Source organism: Rhizobium sp. TH2, from assembly GCF_024707525.1.
In the GTDB taxonomy this organism is placed as follows: domain Bacteria; phylum Pseudomonadota; class Alphaproteobacteria; order Rhizobiales; family Rhizobiaceae; genus Rhizobium_E.
Genome location: NZ_CP062231.1, coordinates 3364421 through 3382917, shown reverse-complemented (window position 1 = coordinate 3382917; position 18497 = coordinate 3364421). Strand labels below are relative to the sequence as shown.

At 61.6% G+C, this 18497-nt stretch carries 15 protein-coding genes and 1 other RNA gene; all 16 read left to right on the top strand.

Annotation, left to right across the window (positions count from 1 at the left end; all coding sequences use genetic code 11):
* On the top strand, positions 1-1305 hold the full coding sequence (locus IHQ71_RS16745; RefSeq protein WP_258157591.1) for a hypothetical protein: 1305 nt from the start codon (positions 1-3) through the stop codon (positions 1303-1305).
* 71 nt (positions 1306-1376) lie between these two features.
* A complete protein-coding gene (locus tag IHQ71_RS16740; protein ID WP_258157590.1) occupies positions 1377-2528 on the top strand; it encodes a hypothetical protein in 1152 nt (383 codons plus the stop codon).
* Positions 2525-3715 carry an FAD-binding oxidoreductase gene (locus IHQ71_RS16735; protein WP_258157589.1) on the top strand — a complete coding sequence of 397 codons (1191 nt, stop codon included), beginning with the start codon at positions 2525-2527 and terminating at the stop codon, positions 3713-3715. Before IHQ71_RS16740 ends, IHQ71_RS16735 begins: the two co-directional genes overlap by 4 nt.
* A 58-nt stretch (positions 3716-3773) precedes the next feature.
* Positions 3774-4166: RNase P RNA component class A (rnpB, locus tag IHQ71_RS16730), an RNA gene on the top strand.
* 339 nt (positions 4167-4505) lie between these two features.
* Positions 4506-4946: a division/cell wall cluster transcriptional repressor MraZ gene (gene mraZ, locus IHQ71_RS16725; protein WP_258157588.1), complete on the top strand. Its 441-nt coding sequence runs from the start codon at positions 4506-4508 to the stop codon at positions 4944-4946.
* A 17-nt stretch (positions 4947-4963) separates the two neighbouring features.
* On the top strand, positions 4964-5983 hold the full coding sequence (gene rsmH, locus IHQ71_RS16720) for a 16S rRNA (cytosine(1402)-N(4))-methyltransferase RsmH (RefSeq protein ID WP_258157587.1): 1020 nt from the start codon (positions 4964-4966) through the stop codon (positions 5981-5983).
* Entirely contained in the window at positions 5984-6415 is a 432-nt protein-coding gene (locus tag IHQ71_RS16715) for a hypothetical protein (protein WP_258157586.1), read from the top strand.
* A complete protein-coding gene (locus IHQ71_RS16710; protein WP_258157585.1) occupies positions 6412-8175 on the top strand; it encodes a penicillin-binding protein 2 in 1764 nt (587 codons plus the stop codon). Before IHQ71_RS16715 ends, IHQ71_RS16710 begins: the two co-directional genes overlap by 4 nt.
* 49 nt (positions 8176-8224) lie before the next feature.
* Positions 8225-9673, top strand: coding sequence for a UDP-N-acetylmuramoyl-L-alanyl-D-glutamate--2,6-diaminopimelate ligase (locus IHQ71_RS16705; RefSeq protein ID WP_258157584.1), 1449 nt, complete (start codon positions 8225-8227; stop codon positions 9671-9673).
* Positions 9670-11094, top strand: a complete 1425-nt coding sequence (locus tag IHQ71_RS16700; protein WP_258157583.1) for a UDP-N-acetylmuramoylalanyl-D-glutamyl-2,6-diaminopimelate--D-alanyl-D-alanine ligase — start codon at positions 9670-9672, stop codon at positions 11092-11094. The genes IHQ71_RS16705 and IHQ71_RS16700 overlap by 4 nt, the downstream gene beginning before the upstream one ends.
* A 21-nt stretch (positions 11095-11115) precedes the next feature.
* Complete coding sequence (gene mraY, locus IHQ71_RS16695; RefSeq protein WP_258157582.1) at positions 11116-12216, top strand: phospho-N-acetylmuramoyl-pentapeptide-transferase; 1101 nt, start codon at positions 11116-11118, stop codon at positions 12214-12216.
* A gap of 7 nt (positions 12217-12223) precedes the next feature.
* Positions 12224-13612 (top strand): UDP-N-acetylmuramoyl-L-alanine--D-glutamate ligase, encoded by a 1389-nt coding sequence (gene murD, locus IHQ71_RS16690; protein WP_258157581.1) that lies wholly within the window; start codon positions 12224-12226, stop codon positions 13610-13612.
* A 129-nt stretch (positions 13613-13741) separates the two neighbouring features.
* Positions 13742-14899, top strand: coding sequence for a putative lipid II flippase FtsW (gene ftsW, locus IHQ71_RS16685; protein WP_258157580.1), 1158 nt, complete (start codon positions 13742-13744; stop codon positions 14897-14899).
* 4 nt (positions 14900-14903) lie between these two features.
* Positions 14904-16028, top strand: a complete 1125-nt coding sequence (murG, locus tag IHQ71_RS16680) for an undecaprenyldiphospho-muramoylpentapeptide beta-N-acetylglucosaminyltransferase (RefSeq protein WP_258157579.1) — start codon at positions 14904-14906, stop codon at positions 16026-16028.
* On the top strand, positions 16025-17440 hold the full coding sequence (gene murC / locus IHQ71_RS16675) for a UDP-N-acetylmuramate--L-alanine ligase (RefSeq protein ID WP_258157578.1): 1416 nt from the start codon (positions 16025-16027) through the stop codon (positions 17438-17440). Before murG ends, murC begins: the two co-directional genes overlap by 4 nt.
* Complete coding sequence (gene murB, locus IHQ71_RS16670) at positions 17437-18399, top strand: UDP-N-acetylmuramate dehydrogenase (RefSeq protein WP_258157577.1); 963 nt, start codon at positions 17437-17439, stop codon at positions 18397-18399. The genes murC and murB overlap by 4 nt, the downstream gene beginning before the upstream one ends.
* Positions 18400-18497 lie beyond the last annotated feature (98 nt).

Genomic DNA, 18497 nt, shown 5'->3' with positions numbered 1-18497 from the left:
ATGGACCTCGATTATCCATGGTCCATCCTCGGCATCGCGCCGACCAGCGACGGCAAGGCGATCCGCCGCGCCTACGCGGCGAGACTCAAGGTCACGCGGCCGGACGAGGATGCCGCGGGCTTCCAGGCATTGGTGGAGGCACGCGATCTTGCGCTTGATCGGAGCCGTTTCATGTCGCGGCGTGCCGACGTAGAGCCGCAGCTTCATGAGCAGGCGACGGAAATTATGCCCGCCCCTGCGGAGCCCGAGCGCGTGGTGAGCGCGGCTCCCGACGCGTCACCTGTGCTGCTGGTCAAGGCGCGCGCGGGGAACCCGGAGCTTCGCGAAGCGCGCTCCGGTGGATCGGATGAGGACATCGGCCATGTGGATGCATCCGAGTTGCCTCTACCGAGCGGAATTGCGGAGGATGAACCCGAGCCTGATATCGAGGATCTCCTAGGAGCGGTCGGGAAGTCTCACCCCTGGCGCGATCTCAAGACGCAATGGGCAGACGTGTTCGACGCTCTCGAACTTGCCAGGCTTGCCGACTATCCCGAGGCGATGTGGCGGGTTGTCAACAAGCTCTCCGCGGATCTTTCCCGTGCGGTAGGTGAACTGCCCGACATCTCGACCTGGGAGGTCGATCCGAGCATCGACGGCAAAAGATTTCTCGGCTCCTATCGCGACATTCTCGCGGATTTCGAGTCCCGCTTCGATTTTCTGCGTCACGACACCATGCTGTTCGATTATCTCGATGACGCGGATGCGCACGAATTCATCAAGGCGTTGACCCTGGCGGTCGGGCGTGCCCGCATCGAGAGGCCGTTGAATTTGCGCGAGATCAACGTCGAGACCGTCAATTCCGCTTATGTGCAGGCCGCCTGGGCGTGGGACGAGAAGATGCGCGCCTACTATCAAGCGGCGCGTGAGAAGGACAGCTTTCCGAGGGCGTTCTCCTGGCTGGGATTGCTCTTCCCTCTGCCTTTCGCGCTCTATTACCGACTCTACGGCATAGCGGCACTTGTGATCATCCTGTCGGCTGCGAATGACCTCGTTCACGTCATCTGGAGCCGAGGCGGTAACGTCGCGGTCGGAAAGCTGGCACTCCCGGTCTACCTGATCGTGGCCTTTGCGTTCGCATTCAACTGGCGGCGGATCAGGCTGCATGCGCTGGGGCAGCAGGCAAAGAAGCTGACGGCGAATGGCTTCAGTTCGAGCGAGATCGTGGAGAAGTTGCGCATTTGGGGGCAGCCCAGTCGAGCCGGTATCGCGGTCGGTGTGGCTGTGATGATCTTGATGGCTGCGGCGAGGGTGTATTTCCGGTGAGTAGGTATCCGTGGACAGTGCTTGGGATGGAGCCCTCGGAGGATGAGAGAGCGATCCGGAAGGCGTATGCGGTGAGACTGAAGGTCACGCGACCGGACGAGGATCCGGCGGGGTTTCAGGAACTGCTCGAAGCGCGCGATCTGGCTTTGTCGATGGCTCCTGGTCACGATTCCGACGACGACATGGAAGTCGACATTGGAGTGGAGGTGACTGCCCCATTCGTTTCGCTCCAGCATGTCGGCGATGATTTGCTTTCAGCAGATCGTGGCGCGCTTGAAGTTGCGAAGATCGACTTATGTCCGCGTGGAGAACCTTCGGCTACGCCCCCCGCAGGCCCCAACATCGAAAAGCTGCTGGAGGAAATGGGATCGGAAGGAGATTTGCAAGCGCGGTGGGCGCCAATCTTCGATCTGCTGGAACAGTCGAGCTTGGAAGATTATCGCTTCCATATGTGGCGCGTGCTCGACAAGCTGGTTTTCGATCTCCAGCGTGATGTCCCCAACATTCCGGATATTTCGACGTTGGGCATTGAAGCAACCCCCGTTGAGGAGCGTATCCTCGGCGAATATATCGGCGTCCTTCGCGATTTTGAGAACCGCTTCCGCTTCCTCAAGAACGATACGGAACTGCTTGAATTTCTTGACGAGCAAGAGGCGAGGGATCTCGTCAATGCCCTCACGATCGCAGTCGGGCGAGCCCTTCCTGATGAGGTTGATGGTCCCTCTCCGGGAAGAGTTCCTCCGGTCAGTCGCGGTCTTGTCAACGCTGCCTTCGGCGACGATGCTGCTATGCAGACCTATTACGAACGCGTCCGAAAGACCGGCCGATACCCGCTGTCCTTCTCATTCTTTGCACTGTTCTTTCCGCCATTCTTCGCGATCAACTACAGGCTCTATGGTGCGGCTCTGGTTTCGGCCGCCGCGCTGGTGTCGCTCATAGCGGTTCTGGAACTCGATGCACCGTTCCTGCCGCTTGCCCTCGGCGCCCATGTGATCATCGCTGTCGGCATGTCATTGAGATGGCGCCAGATGCGTATCGAGGCCCTCGACCGGAAAGCTCGGCGTCTCATTAAGCGCGGCCACGACGCCTATACTCTCCTGCAAAAGTTGCGTGCTTGGGGTCAGGAAAATATGCTCTGGCGACTCGCCATTCTCATATTCGTGCTAATGGCCAAGGTCGGTGCCATCAGCAACTTCGCGCGATTTTTTTCGGAGCCCAAATGACCCCCCAATTCCAATTCGCCATCGTCGGACGGGGCATGACCGGGTCGGCCGCCGCTCGCCATCTCTCGGAGCAGGTGCCGGGCGTAGCGCTGATCGGGCCGGACGAGCCGGAGGTCAAGGCGACGCATCCTGGTGTCTTCGGCAGCCATTACGACGAGGGCCGCATTACCCGGACCATCGATCCGGACGAGAACTGGGCGCGGCTCGCCAATCGCTCGATCGCGCGCTATCGCGACATCGAGGCGCGGAGTGGAGTAACCTTTTTCAGTGAGAAGGGCTGCCTGGCCGCTGGCCTGACGACCGGTCGCGCCCAGGAGCATATGGCCGATGTGAGGCAGAGTGCGACCAAACTTGGCGTCGATACCAGCGATTTCGATGACGAGGACCTGAGGGCGAGATTTCCTTACTTCAATTTCCCTGCTGGTTCGGATGCCGTGTTCGAGGCCTCCAATGCAGGGCATATCAGCGCGAGGAATCTAGTCGCGGCGCAGACGAAATTGACCGAGCTTGCCGGTGGTGCCGTGATCCGCGAGGAGGTCGCGGCGATCCATCAGCGCGACGGTCATGTCGAGATCGTCACGGTGGGCGGCGCCACGATTACAACGGCAAAGGTGCTGGTCGCGACCGGTGGCTTCACCAATCGGCCGGGATTGCTGCCGGAACGGCTTGACCTGACCGTCTATGGCCGGACCGTCGCATTCTTCGAGGTCGATGCGGAGGAGGCCGCGCGCCTCGCCACCATGCCGTCGCTGATTTCCAAGCGCGAGGACGTGATGCTCGGCATTTATATGCTGCCGCCGATCCGCTATCCCGATGGCAGGTTCTATCTCAAGATCGGCGGCGACCCGGTCGATATTCCCTTGCCCGAGGAGAGCGATGTCCGCGCATGGTTCCGGACCGAGGGCGATGCCGATACGCGTGCGCATCTCATCGCCAACATGAACGAGCTGGTGCCTGATCTGAAGATTGTATCTATCCATACGAGTTCCTGCGTCACCTCCTATACGCCGACCGGCTATCCGGCGATCGGCTGGACGTCGGAGCCGTCGATTGCCATCATGGCGGGCGGATGCGGCGCGGCGGCCAAGAGTTCCGACGAGATCGGCAGGCTAGGCGCGGAACTGCTGCTCCATGGCCGTATCATCGACCGGGCCTATCGCGCGGATTTCACACCGCAGTTCCTCTGAGCGTTTATTTTGGCGCCTCGGCTTCCCTTCCGTGCCGGGCTGCTCTACATGAGCCCTGCCAGTTGGCTGGGCAGCCGCGCTTTGCAAATGCCGAAAGGCTGTGAGGTGAGGAAAGTCCGGGCTCCACGGAAATACGGCGCCGGATAACATCCGGCGGGGGCGACCCCAGGGAAAGTGCCACAGAAAATATTCCACCCGGTTTACCGGGTAAGGGTGAAAAGGTGGGGTAAGAGCCCACCGCGGATCCGGCAACGGAAACGGCATGGCAAACCCCGCCGGGAGCAAGACCGAATAGGGATGACACGTATGCTTCGGCATGCAGGGCCGTTTCCGGCCTCGTCATCCGGGTGGGTTGCGTGAGGCGGCGTGCGAGCGTCGTCCCAGATGAATGGCTGCCACGTTCCGGGCGACCGGAGCCATACAGAACCCGGCTTACAGGCCAACTGGCGTTTTTCTTTCCCCAACGATGATCAATATTTCAGGCGTATGGCCAAGTATGTGCGACGCCATCCGTGAACCTTTCGTTAAACTTAACAGCTTATGAATATTCAACAGGTCCGACCGGTGATTTGAGCTTTCTCCCATTGACGCCCATATATGCCCATGCTATCCCAAATACGTACTGTTCAAGGGCAATGTGATGCCCGTCTCCCATCAGGTGAAAGCTGGTTCTCAGGGCCAGCCAGACCTCGCGCAGATGTGCGGGAAGACGGATATTCCTTGCTTTTTATCAAGTGTGTAGCGGTTCCATGTAGCGGGGCCGTGTGTGTGGAAGCGGAAGTTTCGCGTAATGTCCCGGTTCCTTTCGAGTGCCACGAACAGGATCGATGCGAAGGGCAGGGTGTCTGTGCCTGCGCCTTTCCGCACCGCTCTGGCTTCGCTGGGTATCGAGGAGCTTTACTGCTTCCAGGACTTTCATTTTCCGGCGATCAATATCGGCGGCCCGGATTTGCTCATGCGTTTCGAGCGTCAGCTCGAAAATCTGGACCCATTCTCGCTGGAGGCAAACAGGATCTCGCTGGTCGTTCACGGCGGCGGGGTCTTCATGCGGCTCGACTCGGAGGGCCGGCTATCGGTGACGGATTTCATCCGGAGCCATACGAGGATAGCCGGAGAAGTGACCTTCGCGGGACGGTCGGATTATTTTCAGTTGTGGCGGCCGGAAGATTTCTCGGCGGCTCAAATGGCGGCAAGAGAAGAGTTGAGGAAACGAGGCCTCAGCCCTTCATAGTGCGGGGTAGCGGCGGTATGGCGGATCATGGCAGCGAAAGCGATGCCATCGGCGGATCGATCCGGCATATTCCGGTAATGCTGGCCGAGGTGCTCGAGCACCTCGCGCCTGCACCCGGAAAGATCATCCTCGACGGCACTTTTGGGGCAGGCGGGTATACGCGGGGTATCCTCGAACAGGGCGCCGATGTCATTGCGCTCGACCGTGATCCGAACGCGATATCAGGCGGCCAGGCCATGGTCGCGGAATTCTCGCCCAGGCTTTCCCTTCATCACACCACATTCGGCAGGCTCGACAGCTTCGCGCCCGAGAGCGGGCTCGATGGCGTCGTGCTCGATATCGGGGTTTCATCGATGCAGATCGACGAGGCCGAGCGCGGCTTCTCCTTCCAGCGCAACGGCCCGCTCGACATGCGGATGTCGTCGGACGGCGTGAGCGCTGCAGATGTCGTCAATCGCGCCCGCGTCAACGACCTGATCCGGATCTTCGGCCTGCTCGGGGAGGAGCGTCACGCCGGCCGCATCGCGCGCGCCATCGAAAAGCGCCGTGCCGACAGGAAGTTCGTCACCACGCGCGATCTGGTGAGCGTGATCGAGAAGGTCAATCCGCGCCGTGCCACCGACAAGATCCATCCGGCGACACGCGTCTTCCAGGCGCTCAGGATCTACGTCAACAACGAACTCGGTGAACTGGTCGATGCTCTGTTTGCCGCCGAACGGTCGTTGAAGCCCGGCGGACGGCTGGTCATCGTCGCGTTCCATTCGCTGGAAGACAGGATCGTCAAGCGTTTCTTCGCCGATCGGGCGGGTCGTGCATCCGGTTCCCGGCATCTGCCCGAGGTCAGCCAGGCGCCGCAGATATTCGAACTCCTGACCCGTCAGGCGGCCTCCGCCACGGAAGCGGAAGCCGAGATCAATCCACGCGCGCGCTCCGCCAAGCTGCGTGCCGGTATCCGCACGACAGTGAAGGCCGGCAAGGCGGACCAGACGATATTCGACCTGCCTCAACTGGCTGATATTGAAAGAATGGGTGGCTGAATGCTGCGTACGCTCGACATCATACTGATCGTCATCATGACCGCGGTCGCTGCGGTCACCTACACGATCAAGCATCAGGCGGAGCTGAAGCTCGAAGAGGTCAGGAAGCTCGAAGCCGAGATCAAGCTGGAACGCGACACGATCGACCTGCTCAGGGCCGACTGGGCGCTGCTCACCCAGCCGTCGCGGCTGCAGAAGCTGATCACCTCCTACCAGGGCGAGTTGCAACTGGTGCCGACAGAATCGACCCAACTCACCCAGGCATCCGAACTGCCGATGCTGAAGGCTGATCTGCCGGTCTTCGATCCGGCCGACAAGGACAAGGACGGCAAGGTCTCCGACAAGGAGGCCAAGGCCTATGCCAAGACGATCGTTGCCGACGTTGACGCTGATGCCGACAAGATCAACACCGGATCGGTGAAACCAGAATGAGCTTTCTCTCTCGCATCATGGTCTTGAAGAGCAAGGCCCATTTCAACACCGGCGCGGGGGGGCGACTTCCGGGCGCGCCCGATCCGATGATCTTCGAGGGCACGCGAAAGGCGACTGGCGGCCAGGCACGCAATCGCATCGCCATCATGATCGGTGCGTTTACGGTCGTCTATTGCATCATCGGCGGCCGGCTGGTGCAGTATGGCATGACGGCGCCACAGACCGTCGCCTCCATCATGCGGGCGGATAACACCGTCGCCTCGCGGCCCGATATTCTCGACCGCAATGGCGAAATCCTGGCGACCGACGTCAGGACCGTTTCGCTTTTCGCCGAACCGCACAAGATCGTCGATCCGGACGAGGCCGTCGAACTGCTCTCGACCGTGCTGCCGGATATCGACACCAAGGATATCTACCGCAAGCTGACGCATAAATCGCATTTCCAGTGGCTGCGCCGTCAGCTTACGCCGAAGCAGCAGAGCGAAATCCTCGCACTCGGCATTCCCGGCATCGGTTTTCGCCCGGCCAAGCGCCGCTTCTATCCCAGCGGCCCAGTCGCGGCGCATCTCGTCGGCTATGTCAATATTGACAATCGCGGCGTTGCCGGCATGGAGCGCTATCTTGACATGCAGGGGCTCGCCGATCTGGCCGAACTCGGCATGACGACGGCGAACGCCAAGCTCGAGCCGGTGAAACTCTCCGTCGATCTGCGCGTCCAGAACATCGTGCACGACGTGCTGGTAACCGGCATGCAGAGCTACAAGGCAATCGGCGCCGGTGCCGTGGTCCTCGATGCCAATACCGGTGAAGTCCTGGGGCTTGGCTCGATGCCGGATTTCGACCCCAACAATCCCGCCGACACGATCGACCGCGCAACCAAAAGCGATATGAACCGCGTCTCCGGCGGTCTGTTCGAAATGGGCTCGACCTTCAAGGCCTTTACCAGCGCCATGGCGCTCGATTCCGGCAAGGTATCGATGAACGATACGTTCGACGCCCGCCGGCCGCTCTATATCGGCGGATTCACCATCCACGATTTCCATGCCACGCGGCGCATTCTCTCGGTCACCGATGTGTTCGTCCATTCCTCGAACATTGGTTCGGCTAAGATGGCCGACGTGGTCGGGATTGCAGGCCACCAGGAATTCCTGACCCGTCTTGGTCTCTTGACCCGGCTGCAGACCGAACTGCCTGAGGTTGCCACCCCGTCGCAGCCCAAGGTCTGGAAGAAGATCACCTCCATGACCGTTGCCTTCGGCCATGGTGTATCGACCACCCCGCTGCAGACGGCGATGGCCGCCGCGGCGCTGATGAATGGTGGCAAGCTGATCCAGCCGACATTCCTGCCGCGCACGGCGGAGGAGGCTGACGAAAACGCTGTCATGGTGCTGAAGCCTCACACGGTGGAGGACATGCGCACGCTCTTCCGCGCCAACGTGGTCGATGGTTCGGGCCGCCGCGCCGACACGCCCGGCCTGCTGGTTGGCGGCAAGACCGGCACCGCCGAGAAGGTGGTGCATGGCCGCTACTCGAACTCCGTGCGTTTCAATGCCTTCCTAGCCGCGTTTCCGATCAACGATCCCAAATATGTCGTGATGGTGGTCATCGACGAGCCGAAGGTGGCGCATCAGGGCTGCGGCGTGACGGCAGGCTGCAATGCAGGCATCATGGCCGGCGAGATCATTCGCCGCTCGGCCGCCCTGCTCGGCATCAAGCCACGCTTCGGAGCGGACGGAACTGCCTTGCTTGAGTCTTATTGACGGGTAAAAACGAAATCCTGATTCGAACAGGACGAGGGGCACGGCGCGTATGAAGCTCGGGGACGTGATGGGCGGCGCTTATGCCGGGGTCGCAGCACAGGCCGAAGGCATCGAGATTTCAGGTATTTCCTCGGACAGCCGTTCGGTGAAGCCGGGCGACTTGTTCTTTGCGCTCGCCGGTACCAAGGCGGATGGTGCGACCTATGCGCAGGATGCGATGGCGCGAGGCGCCGCCGCCGTCGTGACAGGTCTATCCACAGCTATATCTGATGCGGCCGTTCCCGTGCTGAAAGTCGACGATCCGCGTCGGCTGCTCGCGATTTCCGCTGCCAATCTTTTCCACGCACAGCCAAAGACGATGGTCGCGGTGACCGGCACTGCCGGCAAGACCTCGGTCGCATCCTTCGTCCGGCAGATCTGGGCGCAGGCCGGGCTCGCCGCAGCCCAAATCGGCACGACAGGCGTTATCGCGCCCGGCCGCAACGATTACGGTTCGCTGACGACGCCCGACCCGGTGACGCTGCACCGGCTGCTGGCCGACCTTGCCAACGAAGGCGTCAGCCATGGCGCGATGGAAGCTTCCAGCCACGGCCTCGACCAGCGCCGCCTCGATGGGGTGAGGCTCGCCGCTGGTGCCTTCACCAATCTTGGCCGCGATCACATGGATTACCATCCGACGGTCGAACACTATTTCCAGAGCAAGATGCGGCTGTTCGATACGCTGCTGCCGAACGGTGCGCCGGCTATCGTCTATTCGGACGACGAGTGGTCGGGCAAGGCGATCACGGCGGCGAAATCCGCGAGCCTCGACGTCTGCACCGTCGGCCGCAAGGGCGATTTCCTGTCATTGAAGCGCGTTGAGCATTTCCGTGACAAGCAGGTCGCCGAGATCCATCACGGCGGCGAGATATTCGAGGTTCACCTGCCGCTGGCCGGTGATTTCCAGATCGCCAATGCCATCGTCTCGGCTGGGCTCGCCATTGTCACGGGCGTGCCTGCGGCGAAGGCGCTGCAGGCGCTGCACCATATTCATGGGGCGCCGGGCCGGCTGGAACTGGTGGGCCATACCAAGGACGGCGCGCTCTGCTATGTCGATTACGCGCACAAGCCGGATGCGCTGGAAAAGGTGCTGACCTCGGTTCGTCCCTTCACCACCGGCCGCGTGGTCGTGGTGTTCGGCTGCGGCGGCGATCGCGACAAGGGCAAGCGGCCCATTATGGGAGAGGTCGCGACGCGGCTTGCCGACGTGACGATTGTGACGGACGACAATCCGAGAAGCGAGGTTCCGTCGCAGATCCGCTCGGAGATCATGGCTGCCGCCAAGGGTGCTGTCGAGATCGGCGACCGGGCCGATGCAATCCGCCGGGCCGTTCATATGCTCGGCGCGGGCGATACGCTGATCGTTGCGGGGAAGGGCCATGAGGAAGGCCAGATCATCGGCGACAAGGTGCTGCCGTTCTCCGACCATGAGGAAATCAGGAAGGCGCTTGCGGCATGACGGAGTATCTCTGGAAAACCGCCGATATGATCGCTGCCATGGCGGGCCGTCCCATCGGCTCGATGCCGCAGGGCATCACGGGCATTTCCATAGACAGCCGCGACCTCAAGGGCGGTGAAGCGTTCTTCGCCATCAAGGGCGACCGCGTGGACGGGCACGACTTTGCCAATGTGGCGGCCGCCAATGGTGCAGCGCTATTGGTGGTTTCCGAGGCCAAGCTGCCGGCACTCGGCCGGATCACGACGCCGCTGATCGTCGTCGGCGATGTGCTCGAGGCAATGGAGAAGCTCGGGCATGCCGCGCGGCAGCGGACGAGCGCCAAGATCATCGCGGTTACGGGCTCTGTCGGCAAGACAACGACCAAGGAGATGCTGCGCCAGGTTCTCTCTGCCTGCGGTAGCGTGCATTACTCGCCGGCATCCTTCAACAATCACTGGGGCGTGCCGCTGACCTTGTCGCGGCTGCCGGAGAATGCCGATTTCGGCGTCTTCGAGATCGGCATGAACCATCCCGACGAGATCCGGCCGCTGGTCAAGATGGTCGAGCCTCATATCGCCATCATCACGACGATCGCCGCCGCCCATCTCGGCAATTTCCGCAATATCGAGGAGATCGCCGCCGCCAAGGCTGAGATATTCGAAGGCGTCGTCGCCGATGGCCATGTGCTGCTTAACCGCGACAACAGCCAGTTCGATTATCTCGAAACCGTCGCAGCGGCTTGCCGCATCGCCAACATTCATTCCTTCGGTGTCAGCGCCAAAGCCGATTTCCGGCTGGTCGATTATCAGTCCGAGGGCGACAGCGCGACGTTCTGGGCGGTCATCGGCGGCCGTACCGTCGAGGTCAATCTCAAGGCGCCGGGCCGGCACATTGCCGAGAATGCGGTGGCCGTGCTGGCCGCATGCTACCTCGCGGGCGCCGATCTCGAAACGGTCGTCGCGGCTTTTGGAGATGTCACCGCAGCCAAGGGGCGTGGCCAGCGAATTCATCTCAGAGCGCCGGGCGGCACCTTCACGCTGATTGATGAAAGCTACAATGCCAATCCGGCCTCGATGCGGGCGGCTATCGCACTGCTGGAAGCGGCGCGGTCGGGCGAGGGCGGGCGCAGGATCGCCATTCTCGGCGACATGCTGGAGATGGGCGAGCACTCGGCGGAAGTCCATGCCGGGCTCGCGGCACCCCTGCAGGCAGCCGGGATCACCGACATCTGGCTCGCGGGTCCTGATATGGCCTATTTGCGCGATGCGCTTGGCGAGGCCTCACAGACAGTGTATCGGCAGGATGCGGACGAGCTTGCGGCCTATATACTCGAGAATATCAGGCCGGGCGACGTGCTTATGGTCAAGTCTTCGAAGGGAACGGGCTTCGGCCGGATCGTCTCGGCGCTGACGACGAATTTTCCGGCTGCTGGCGCGGCCTAACGGGACTTTAGGGGACGATTGATGTTTTTGTGGCTGGTGGAATTCGCGGATCATCTGCAGATATTCAATCTGTTCCGGTACATCACCTTCCGGGCCGGTGCCGCACTTTTCACCTCCGCGCTCATCGTCTTCTTCTTCGGCCCGCGCATGATCGACTCGCTCAGGGTCCGGCAGGGCAAGGGCCAGCCGATCCGCGCCGATGGTCCCCAGACGCATCTCAAGAAAGCCGGCACGCCGACGATGGGCGGGTTGATGATTCTCGTCGCGGTGGTGATTTCGTCGCTGCTCTGGGCCGATCTCGGCAATGTCTATGTCGTCTCTTGCCTGCTTGTGATGCTCGGTTTCGGCCTGATCGGCTTTTATGACGATTATCTCAAGGTGACCAAGCAGACGACGGCGGGGTTTGGGGGTAAATGGCGACTGCTCGTGGAAGCCGTGATCGCAGCCGTTGCATGCTATTTCATGATGAGAACGGCGATGGCCGCCGGCCAGCCGGGCTCGACAATCGGCACCTCCGTCGCCTTTCCGTTCTTCAAGGATCTGTTGCTCAATCTCGGCTATTTCTTCGTGATCTTCGGCGCCTTCGTGATTGTGGCGGCGGGCAATGCCGTGAACTTCACTGACGGACTGGATGGCCTCGCGATCGTGCCCGTGATGATCGCATCCGCCTCGTTCGGCGTGATCGCCTATCTCGCCGGCAACGCCGTGTTTTCGAATTACCTGCAGATCAATTTCGTGCCCGGTACAGGCGAGTTGACGGTGGTCGTCGCGACGGTGATAGGGGCAGGCCTCGGCTTCCTGTGGTTCAACGCGCCACCTGCCGCCATCTTCATGGGCGACACGGGTTCGCTCTCGCTCGGCGGCCTGATCGGTTCGGTCGCGGTTGCCACCAAGCATGAGATCGTGATGGCCATCATCGGCGGCGTCTTCGTGATGGAAACGCTTTCGGTCATCATCCAGGTCGGCAGCTTCAAGCTCACGGGAAAGCGCGTCTTCCTGATGGCGCCGATCCACCACCATTTCGAAAAGAAGGGCTGGACGGAAAGCCAGGTCGTGATCCGATTCTGGATCATTTCCGTCATTCTTGCCCTCCTTGGCCTCGCCACGCTGAAGATCCGGTGAGCCTGCTATGATCGTCACGTCTTTCAAGGGGAAAAAGGTCGCCTTGTTCGGCCTGGGTGGCTCGGGGCTGGCAACGGCCGAAGCCCTGGCTGCAGGCGGCGCTGATGTAACCGCCTGGGACGACAATCCGGATTCGGTGCAGAAAGCCGCCGACAAGGGCATCGGCACGGCCGATCTCCACCATGCCGACTGGTCGGCATTCCAAGCCTTCGTGCTATCGCCCGGCGTGCCGCTCACCCATCCGAAGCCGCATTGGACGGTTGATCTGGCCCATGCCGCCGGCGTTGGTATCATCGGCGATGTCGAGCTGTTCTGCCGCGAGCGCCGGGCGCTGGCGCCGGGGTGCCCGTTCATTGCGATCACCGGCACCAACGGCAAATCGACGACAACGGCGCTCATTGCGCATATCCTGAAATCGGCCGGCCGCGATACGCAGCTCGGCGGCAATATCGGCACCGCCGTGCTGACGCTCGATCCGCCCGCTTCAAACCGCTTTTACGTCGTCGAATGCTCGTCGTACCAGATCGATCTCGCGCCGACGATCAACCCGACCGCCGGCATCCTGCTCAATCTCACGCCCGATCATCTCGACCGCCACGGCACCATGCAGCATTATGCCGATGTCAAGGAGCGGCTGGTGGCGGGCTCTGGCACGGCCATCGTCGGCGACGACGACAGCTATTGCAGCCTGATCGCCGACCGGTTGGAACATGCAGGCGTCAACGTGACCCGCATCTCGCGCCGGCACATATTGGCGAACGGCCTTTACGCCGACGGCCAGAAGATTTTTCAGGCCGTCGCCGGCAAGGCCGAACTGGTCGCCGATCTCGACGGCATCCAGACCTTGCGCGGCTCACACAATGCCCAGAATGCGTCGGCGGCGATTGCCGCCTGCCTGGCCGTCGGCGTCACGGCAGAGGAAATTCGCGCGGGCCTCAAATCCTTCCCCGGTCTCAAGCACCGCATGCAGCCAGTGGGCCGGCGCGGTTCGGTGACCTTCGTCAACGATTCCAAGGCGACCAATGCGGAAGCGGCGGCGCCCGCGCTTTCCTCCTATGATCGCATCTACTGGATCGCTGGCGGCTTGCCCAAGGAGGGCGGCATCGCATCGCTGAAGCCGCTCTACAACCGCATCGCCAAGGCCTATCTGATCGGCGAAGCGGCACCGCAATTCGCGGCTACCCTCGGCACCGATGTCGAGTACGAGATCTCCGGCACTTTGGAGAACGCCGTCTTGCACGCGTCGAAGGACGCCGAGAAGGACGACCGGGCCGGTGCCGTGGTGATGTTGTCACCGGCCTGCGCGAGCTTTGACCAGTTCAAGAATTTCGAAGTGCGCGGCGATCATTTCGTCGCACTCGTCGCCAAGCTCGATGGCGTTACAATGCTTGTGTGAAGGCGGCAAGCCTGCCTCATGCTTGGCCCGGTAGTGTCTTGATTCCGGCTGGAAAACCGCGTCGCGGCGGATGTGGTTAACAGCAAATTAAGAGGTTGCCTGCATCATGGCAAAAAAGAGGATTTGCGTATGGTAAGCAGAGCGGAACGGGGGCCACTGGCGGAGTGGTTCTGGACGATCGACCGGTATTTCCTGGCGGTTTTCGTTCTTCTTATCGGCACCGGCTTCATGCTGTCCTTCGCGGCTTCTCCGGCGGTTGCCGAGCGAATCGGCCTCGATAGTTTCCATTTCGTCGAGCGTCATGCGCTCTTCCTGCTGCCGTCGATCATCGTGATGGTCGGCCTCTCCTTCCTGTCGCCGCGCCAGGTGCGCCGTGCGGCGATGATCATGCTGGTGGTGTCGCTGGCGATGATGGTGCTGGTCCTCTTCATCGGCATGGAAGTGAAGGGTTCACGCCGCTGGATCACCATTTCGTTCCTGTCGATCCAGCCATCGGAATTCATGAAGCCGGCTTTCGTCGTGGTCTGCGCCTGGCTGTTCGCCGAGCATCAGCGGCAGCCCGATATTCCCGGCAATCTCTTCGCTATGATCCTGTTCGTCATCGTCGCGGCCCTTCTCATCGCCGAGCCTGACCTCGGCCAGACGATTCTCACGACCGCCGTCTGGGGTTCGATGTTCTTCATGGCCGGCATGCCGTGGATCTGGATCGTGCTGATGGCGGGCGGTGCGGCGGGCGGTCTGTTCTTTGCCTATGGCTTTTTCCCGCATGTCGCATTGCGCATCAATCAGTTCCTGACTGGCGAGGGCAATACCTACCAGGTCGATACCGCCCATGAGGCGATCGTACGCGGAAGCTGGTTCGGCTCCGGTCCGGGCGAGGGCATCGTCAAGCGCATCCTGCCCGACAGCCACACGGACTTCGTCTTCTCAGTCGCTGCCGAGGAGTTCGGCGTGATCTTCTGCATGGCGCTGCTCGGGCTATACATTTTCGTCGTCATGCGCGGCCTGTCGCACGCTTTTCGCGACCGCAGCCACTTCACCCGCTTTGCCGTTGCCGGCCTCGTATTGCAGATCGGCTTCCAGTCGATCATCAATATTGGTGTGAATTTGCAGCTTTTGCCGGCAAAAGGTATGACTTTGCCGCTGATTTCCTATGGCGGTTCGTCGCAGATTGCCATATGTGTCACGGCCGGATTCATACTGGCATTGACACGGCACAGGCCGGAAAAGCGCGCCCAGGAGCGCAGCTTCTTCCGCACCGGCTACGGTGCTCCGGCCGCGGAGTAATTGAATGGAAAAGGGCTTGATCGTCCTCGCCGCCGGCGGAACCGGCGGCCATCTGTTTCCGGCCGAGGCGCTGGGGCACGAATTGAAAGCCCGGGGCTATGCGGTCCATCTGGTGACCGACAGCCGCGCCGAGCGCTTTGCGGGCAAGTTCCCCGCCGACGAGGTCCACGTCATTCCCTCGGCAACGATCGGATCGAAGAACCCGATCGCGCTGGCGAAATCGCTGCTGACGCTGTGGCGCGGCATGCGCATGGCGCGCAGGCTTTTCAGCAGGCTGAAGCCGAAGGCGGTTATCGGCTTTGGCGGCTACCCGACCGTACCGCCGCTATTGGCTGCGACGGGGATGAAAATACCATCGCTGATTCATGAGCAGAATGCCGTCATGGGCCGCGCCAACAAGCTCATGGCCTCGCGCGTCCAGGCCATCGCCGGCGGCTTTCTGCCCGAGGGATCGGGAGCGCATTCCGGCAAGACGGTGGTAACGGGCAATCCTGTACGGCCGGATGTCGTCGCCGCTGCTGGCAAGTCTTATGTAGCCTCGGGCGAGAACGACCCGTTCAACCTCGTCGTCTTCGGCGGCAGCCAGGGTGCGCAGTTTTTCTCAAGCGCCATTCCGTCGGCCATATGCCTGCTCGAAGACCAGTACCGCAAGCGGCTCAGGGTCACGCAGCAGGCGCGGGCCGAGGACCAGGACGCGGTCAATGCGAGCTATGGCAAACTGGGCATGGCCGCCGATGTTTCGCCATTCTTCGGCGACATGCCGAGGCGCATTGCTGATGCCAACCTGGTGATCAGCCGTTCCGGTGCATCGACCGTTTCCGAGCTTGCGGTGATCGGCCGGCCCTCGGTCCTCGTTCCCTATCCCTATGCACTCGATCATGACCAGGCGGCTAATGCGGCCGCACTCCAGGCCGAGGGCGGTGCCAAGGTTATCGCGCAATCGGCTCTGTCGTCGGAGAAGCTCGCCAAGATCCTGCGTCACGCGATGGACGAGCCGGAAAAGCTCGCAGACACCGCCCGCGCAGCCAAGGCGACTGGCAAGCCGCATGCCGCCCGCCGCCTCGCCGATCTCGTCGAGGCGATCGCGGATGGCAAGCCGGTGTCCGATTTCAAAGAGGTAACAGCATGAAAATGCCCAAGAGCATCGGGCTCGTCCATTTCATCGGCATCGGCGGCATCGGCATGAGCGGCATCGCCGAAGTGCTGCACAATCTCGGCCACAAGGTCCAGGGCTCCGACCAGGCCGACAGCGCCAACGTGCAGCGCCTGCGTGCCAAGGGCATCGAGGTCCATGTCGGCCACAAGGCCGAAAATCTTGGCGATGCCGAGGTGGTGGTCGTGTCCACCGCGATCAAGAAGACCAATCCGGAACTCGTCGCGGCGCGCGAAAAGCTGCTGCCCGTGGTGCGTCGCGCCGAGATGCTGGCGGAGCTCATGCGCTTCCGCAATGCCATCGCCATCGGCGGCACGCACGGCAAGACGACGACGACCTCGCTGGTCGGCACGCTGCTCGAAGCCGGTGGGCTCGACCCGACCGTGATCAATGGCGGCATCATCAACGCCTATGGCACCAATGCCCGCATGGGCGAGGGCGAGTGGATGGTGGTTGAGGCCGACGAATCCGACGGCACCTTCCTCAAGCTGCCGGCCGAAATCGCTGTGATCACCAATATCGATCCCGAGCATCTCGATCATTACGGCACGTTCGACAATGCCCGAGCCGCATTCCGGCAGTTCGTGGAAAACGTACCCTTCTACGGCTTCGGCGTGATGTGCCTCGACCATCCCGAAGTACAGGCGATGGTCTCCAAGATCGAGGATCGCAAGGTCGTCACCTATGGCGAGAACCCGCAGGCCGACGTTCGGTTCAAGAATGTGCGCTTCGAAGGTCCCGTCTCGATCTTCGATGTGGAAATCCGCCGCCGCCGCACCGGTCAGGTCATTCATCTGGACGAACTCCGCATGCCGATGCCGGGACGCCACAACGTCTCCAACGCCACGGCGGCAATCGCGGTCGCCCAGCGACTCGGCATTTCGACCGAAGACATCCGCAAGGGCCTTGCGGGCTTTGCAGGCGTCAAGCGGCGCTTCACCAATACCGGTGAATGGAACGGCGTCCAGATCTTTGATGATTACGGCCATCATCCCGTCGAGATCAAGGCCGTACTGAGAGCCGCGCGCGACAGCTGCGACGGCCGCATCGTCGCCATCCATCAGCCGCATCGCTATAGCCGCGTCGCCAGCCTGTTCGAGGAATTCGCGTCCTGCTTCAACGATGCCGACACGGTGTTCATCGCGCCGATCTATTCGGCCGGCGAAGACCCGATCGAGGGCGTGACATCCGAGGAACTGGTCTCGCGCATCAAGTCCGGCGGTCATCGCGATGTGCGGTTCCTGGCGACCCCCGATGCGCTGCCGCCCTTTGTCGCCGCCATTGCGCGACCGGGCGATTATGTGGTTCTCTTGGGCGCAGGAAACATCACGAATTGGGCTGGGGCGTTGCCTAAGGATTTGGCGGCGCTGTCAGGAAAAAAACAATGAAGCAGGTCGATGGAGCAGCGCTGCTCGCCGAACTCGGCGACGGTATGAAGGATATCAGAGGCAGGCTGACGCCGGATGCGCCGATGGACCGCGTGACATGGTTCCGCGCCGGTGGCCTTGCCGAGTTGATGTTCCAGCCGCATGACGTTGACGACCTCGCCACTTTCCTCAAGGCGTTACCGGAAGACGTGCCGTTGACGGTGGTTGGCGTCGGTTCGAACCTGCTGGTTCGCGACGGTGGCATCAAGGGTGTCGTGTTGCGTCTGTCGGCCAAGGGCTTCGGCGATGTCGAACTTGCGGGCGAGAACCGCATCCGCGCCGGTGCCATCTGCCCGGACAAGAACATCGCCGCCATGGCGCTTGATCACGGCATCGGCGGCTTTGCCTTCTATTACGGCATTCCCGGCTCGATCGGCGGCGCGCTGAAGATGAACGCCGGCGCCAACGGCACCGAGACTAGGGAACGCGTCGTTTCAGTCGAGGCGGTCGATCGCAGGGGCAATCGCGTCACGCTTTCGAATGCCGAGATGAAATACAGCTATCGCAAGTCCGTGGTACCCGAAGGCCTGATCTTCACGCATGGCATCTTCGAAGGCTATGCCGACGACAAGGCCAAGATCCGCACCGAGATGGACGCCGTGCGCCATCATCGCGAAACGGTGCAGCCGGTGAAGGAAAAGACCGGTGGTTCGACCTTCAAGAACCCGCCCGACAATTCGGCCTGGAAGCTGATCGACGAGGCAGGATGCCGTGGCTTGCAGATCGGTGGCGCGCAAATGTCGCCGCTCCACTGCAATTTCATGATCAATATCGGCCACGCCACCGGCTATGATCTCGAAAGCCTCGGCGAGACGGTGCGACGGCGCGTGTTCGAACATTCCGGCATCCTGCTGGAATGGGAAATCAAGCGGATCGGCCAGTTCATCCAGGGCGCGGAAGTGTCGCGTTTTGCCTCCTGATACGAGATTTTCGGCCGATCGCTCGGATGTCTGTTTCCGTTGAAAGACGTTCTTAATATTTAGCCGACCATAATATGCGCGGACTCGAAAGCGCTAAC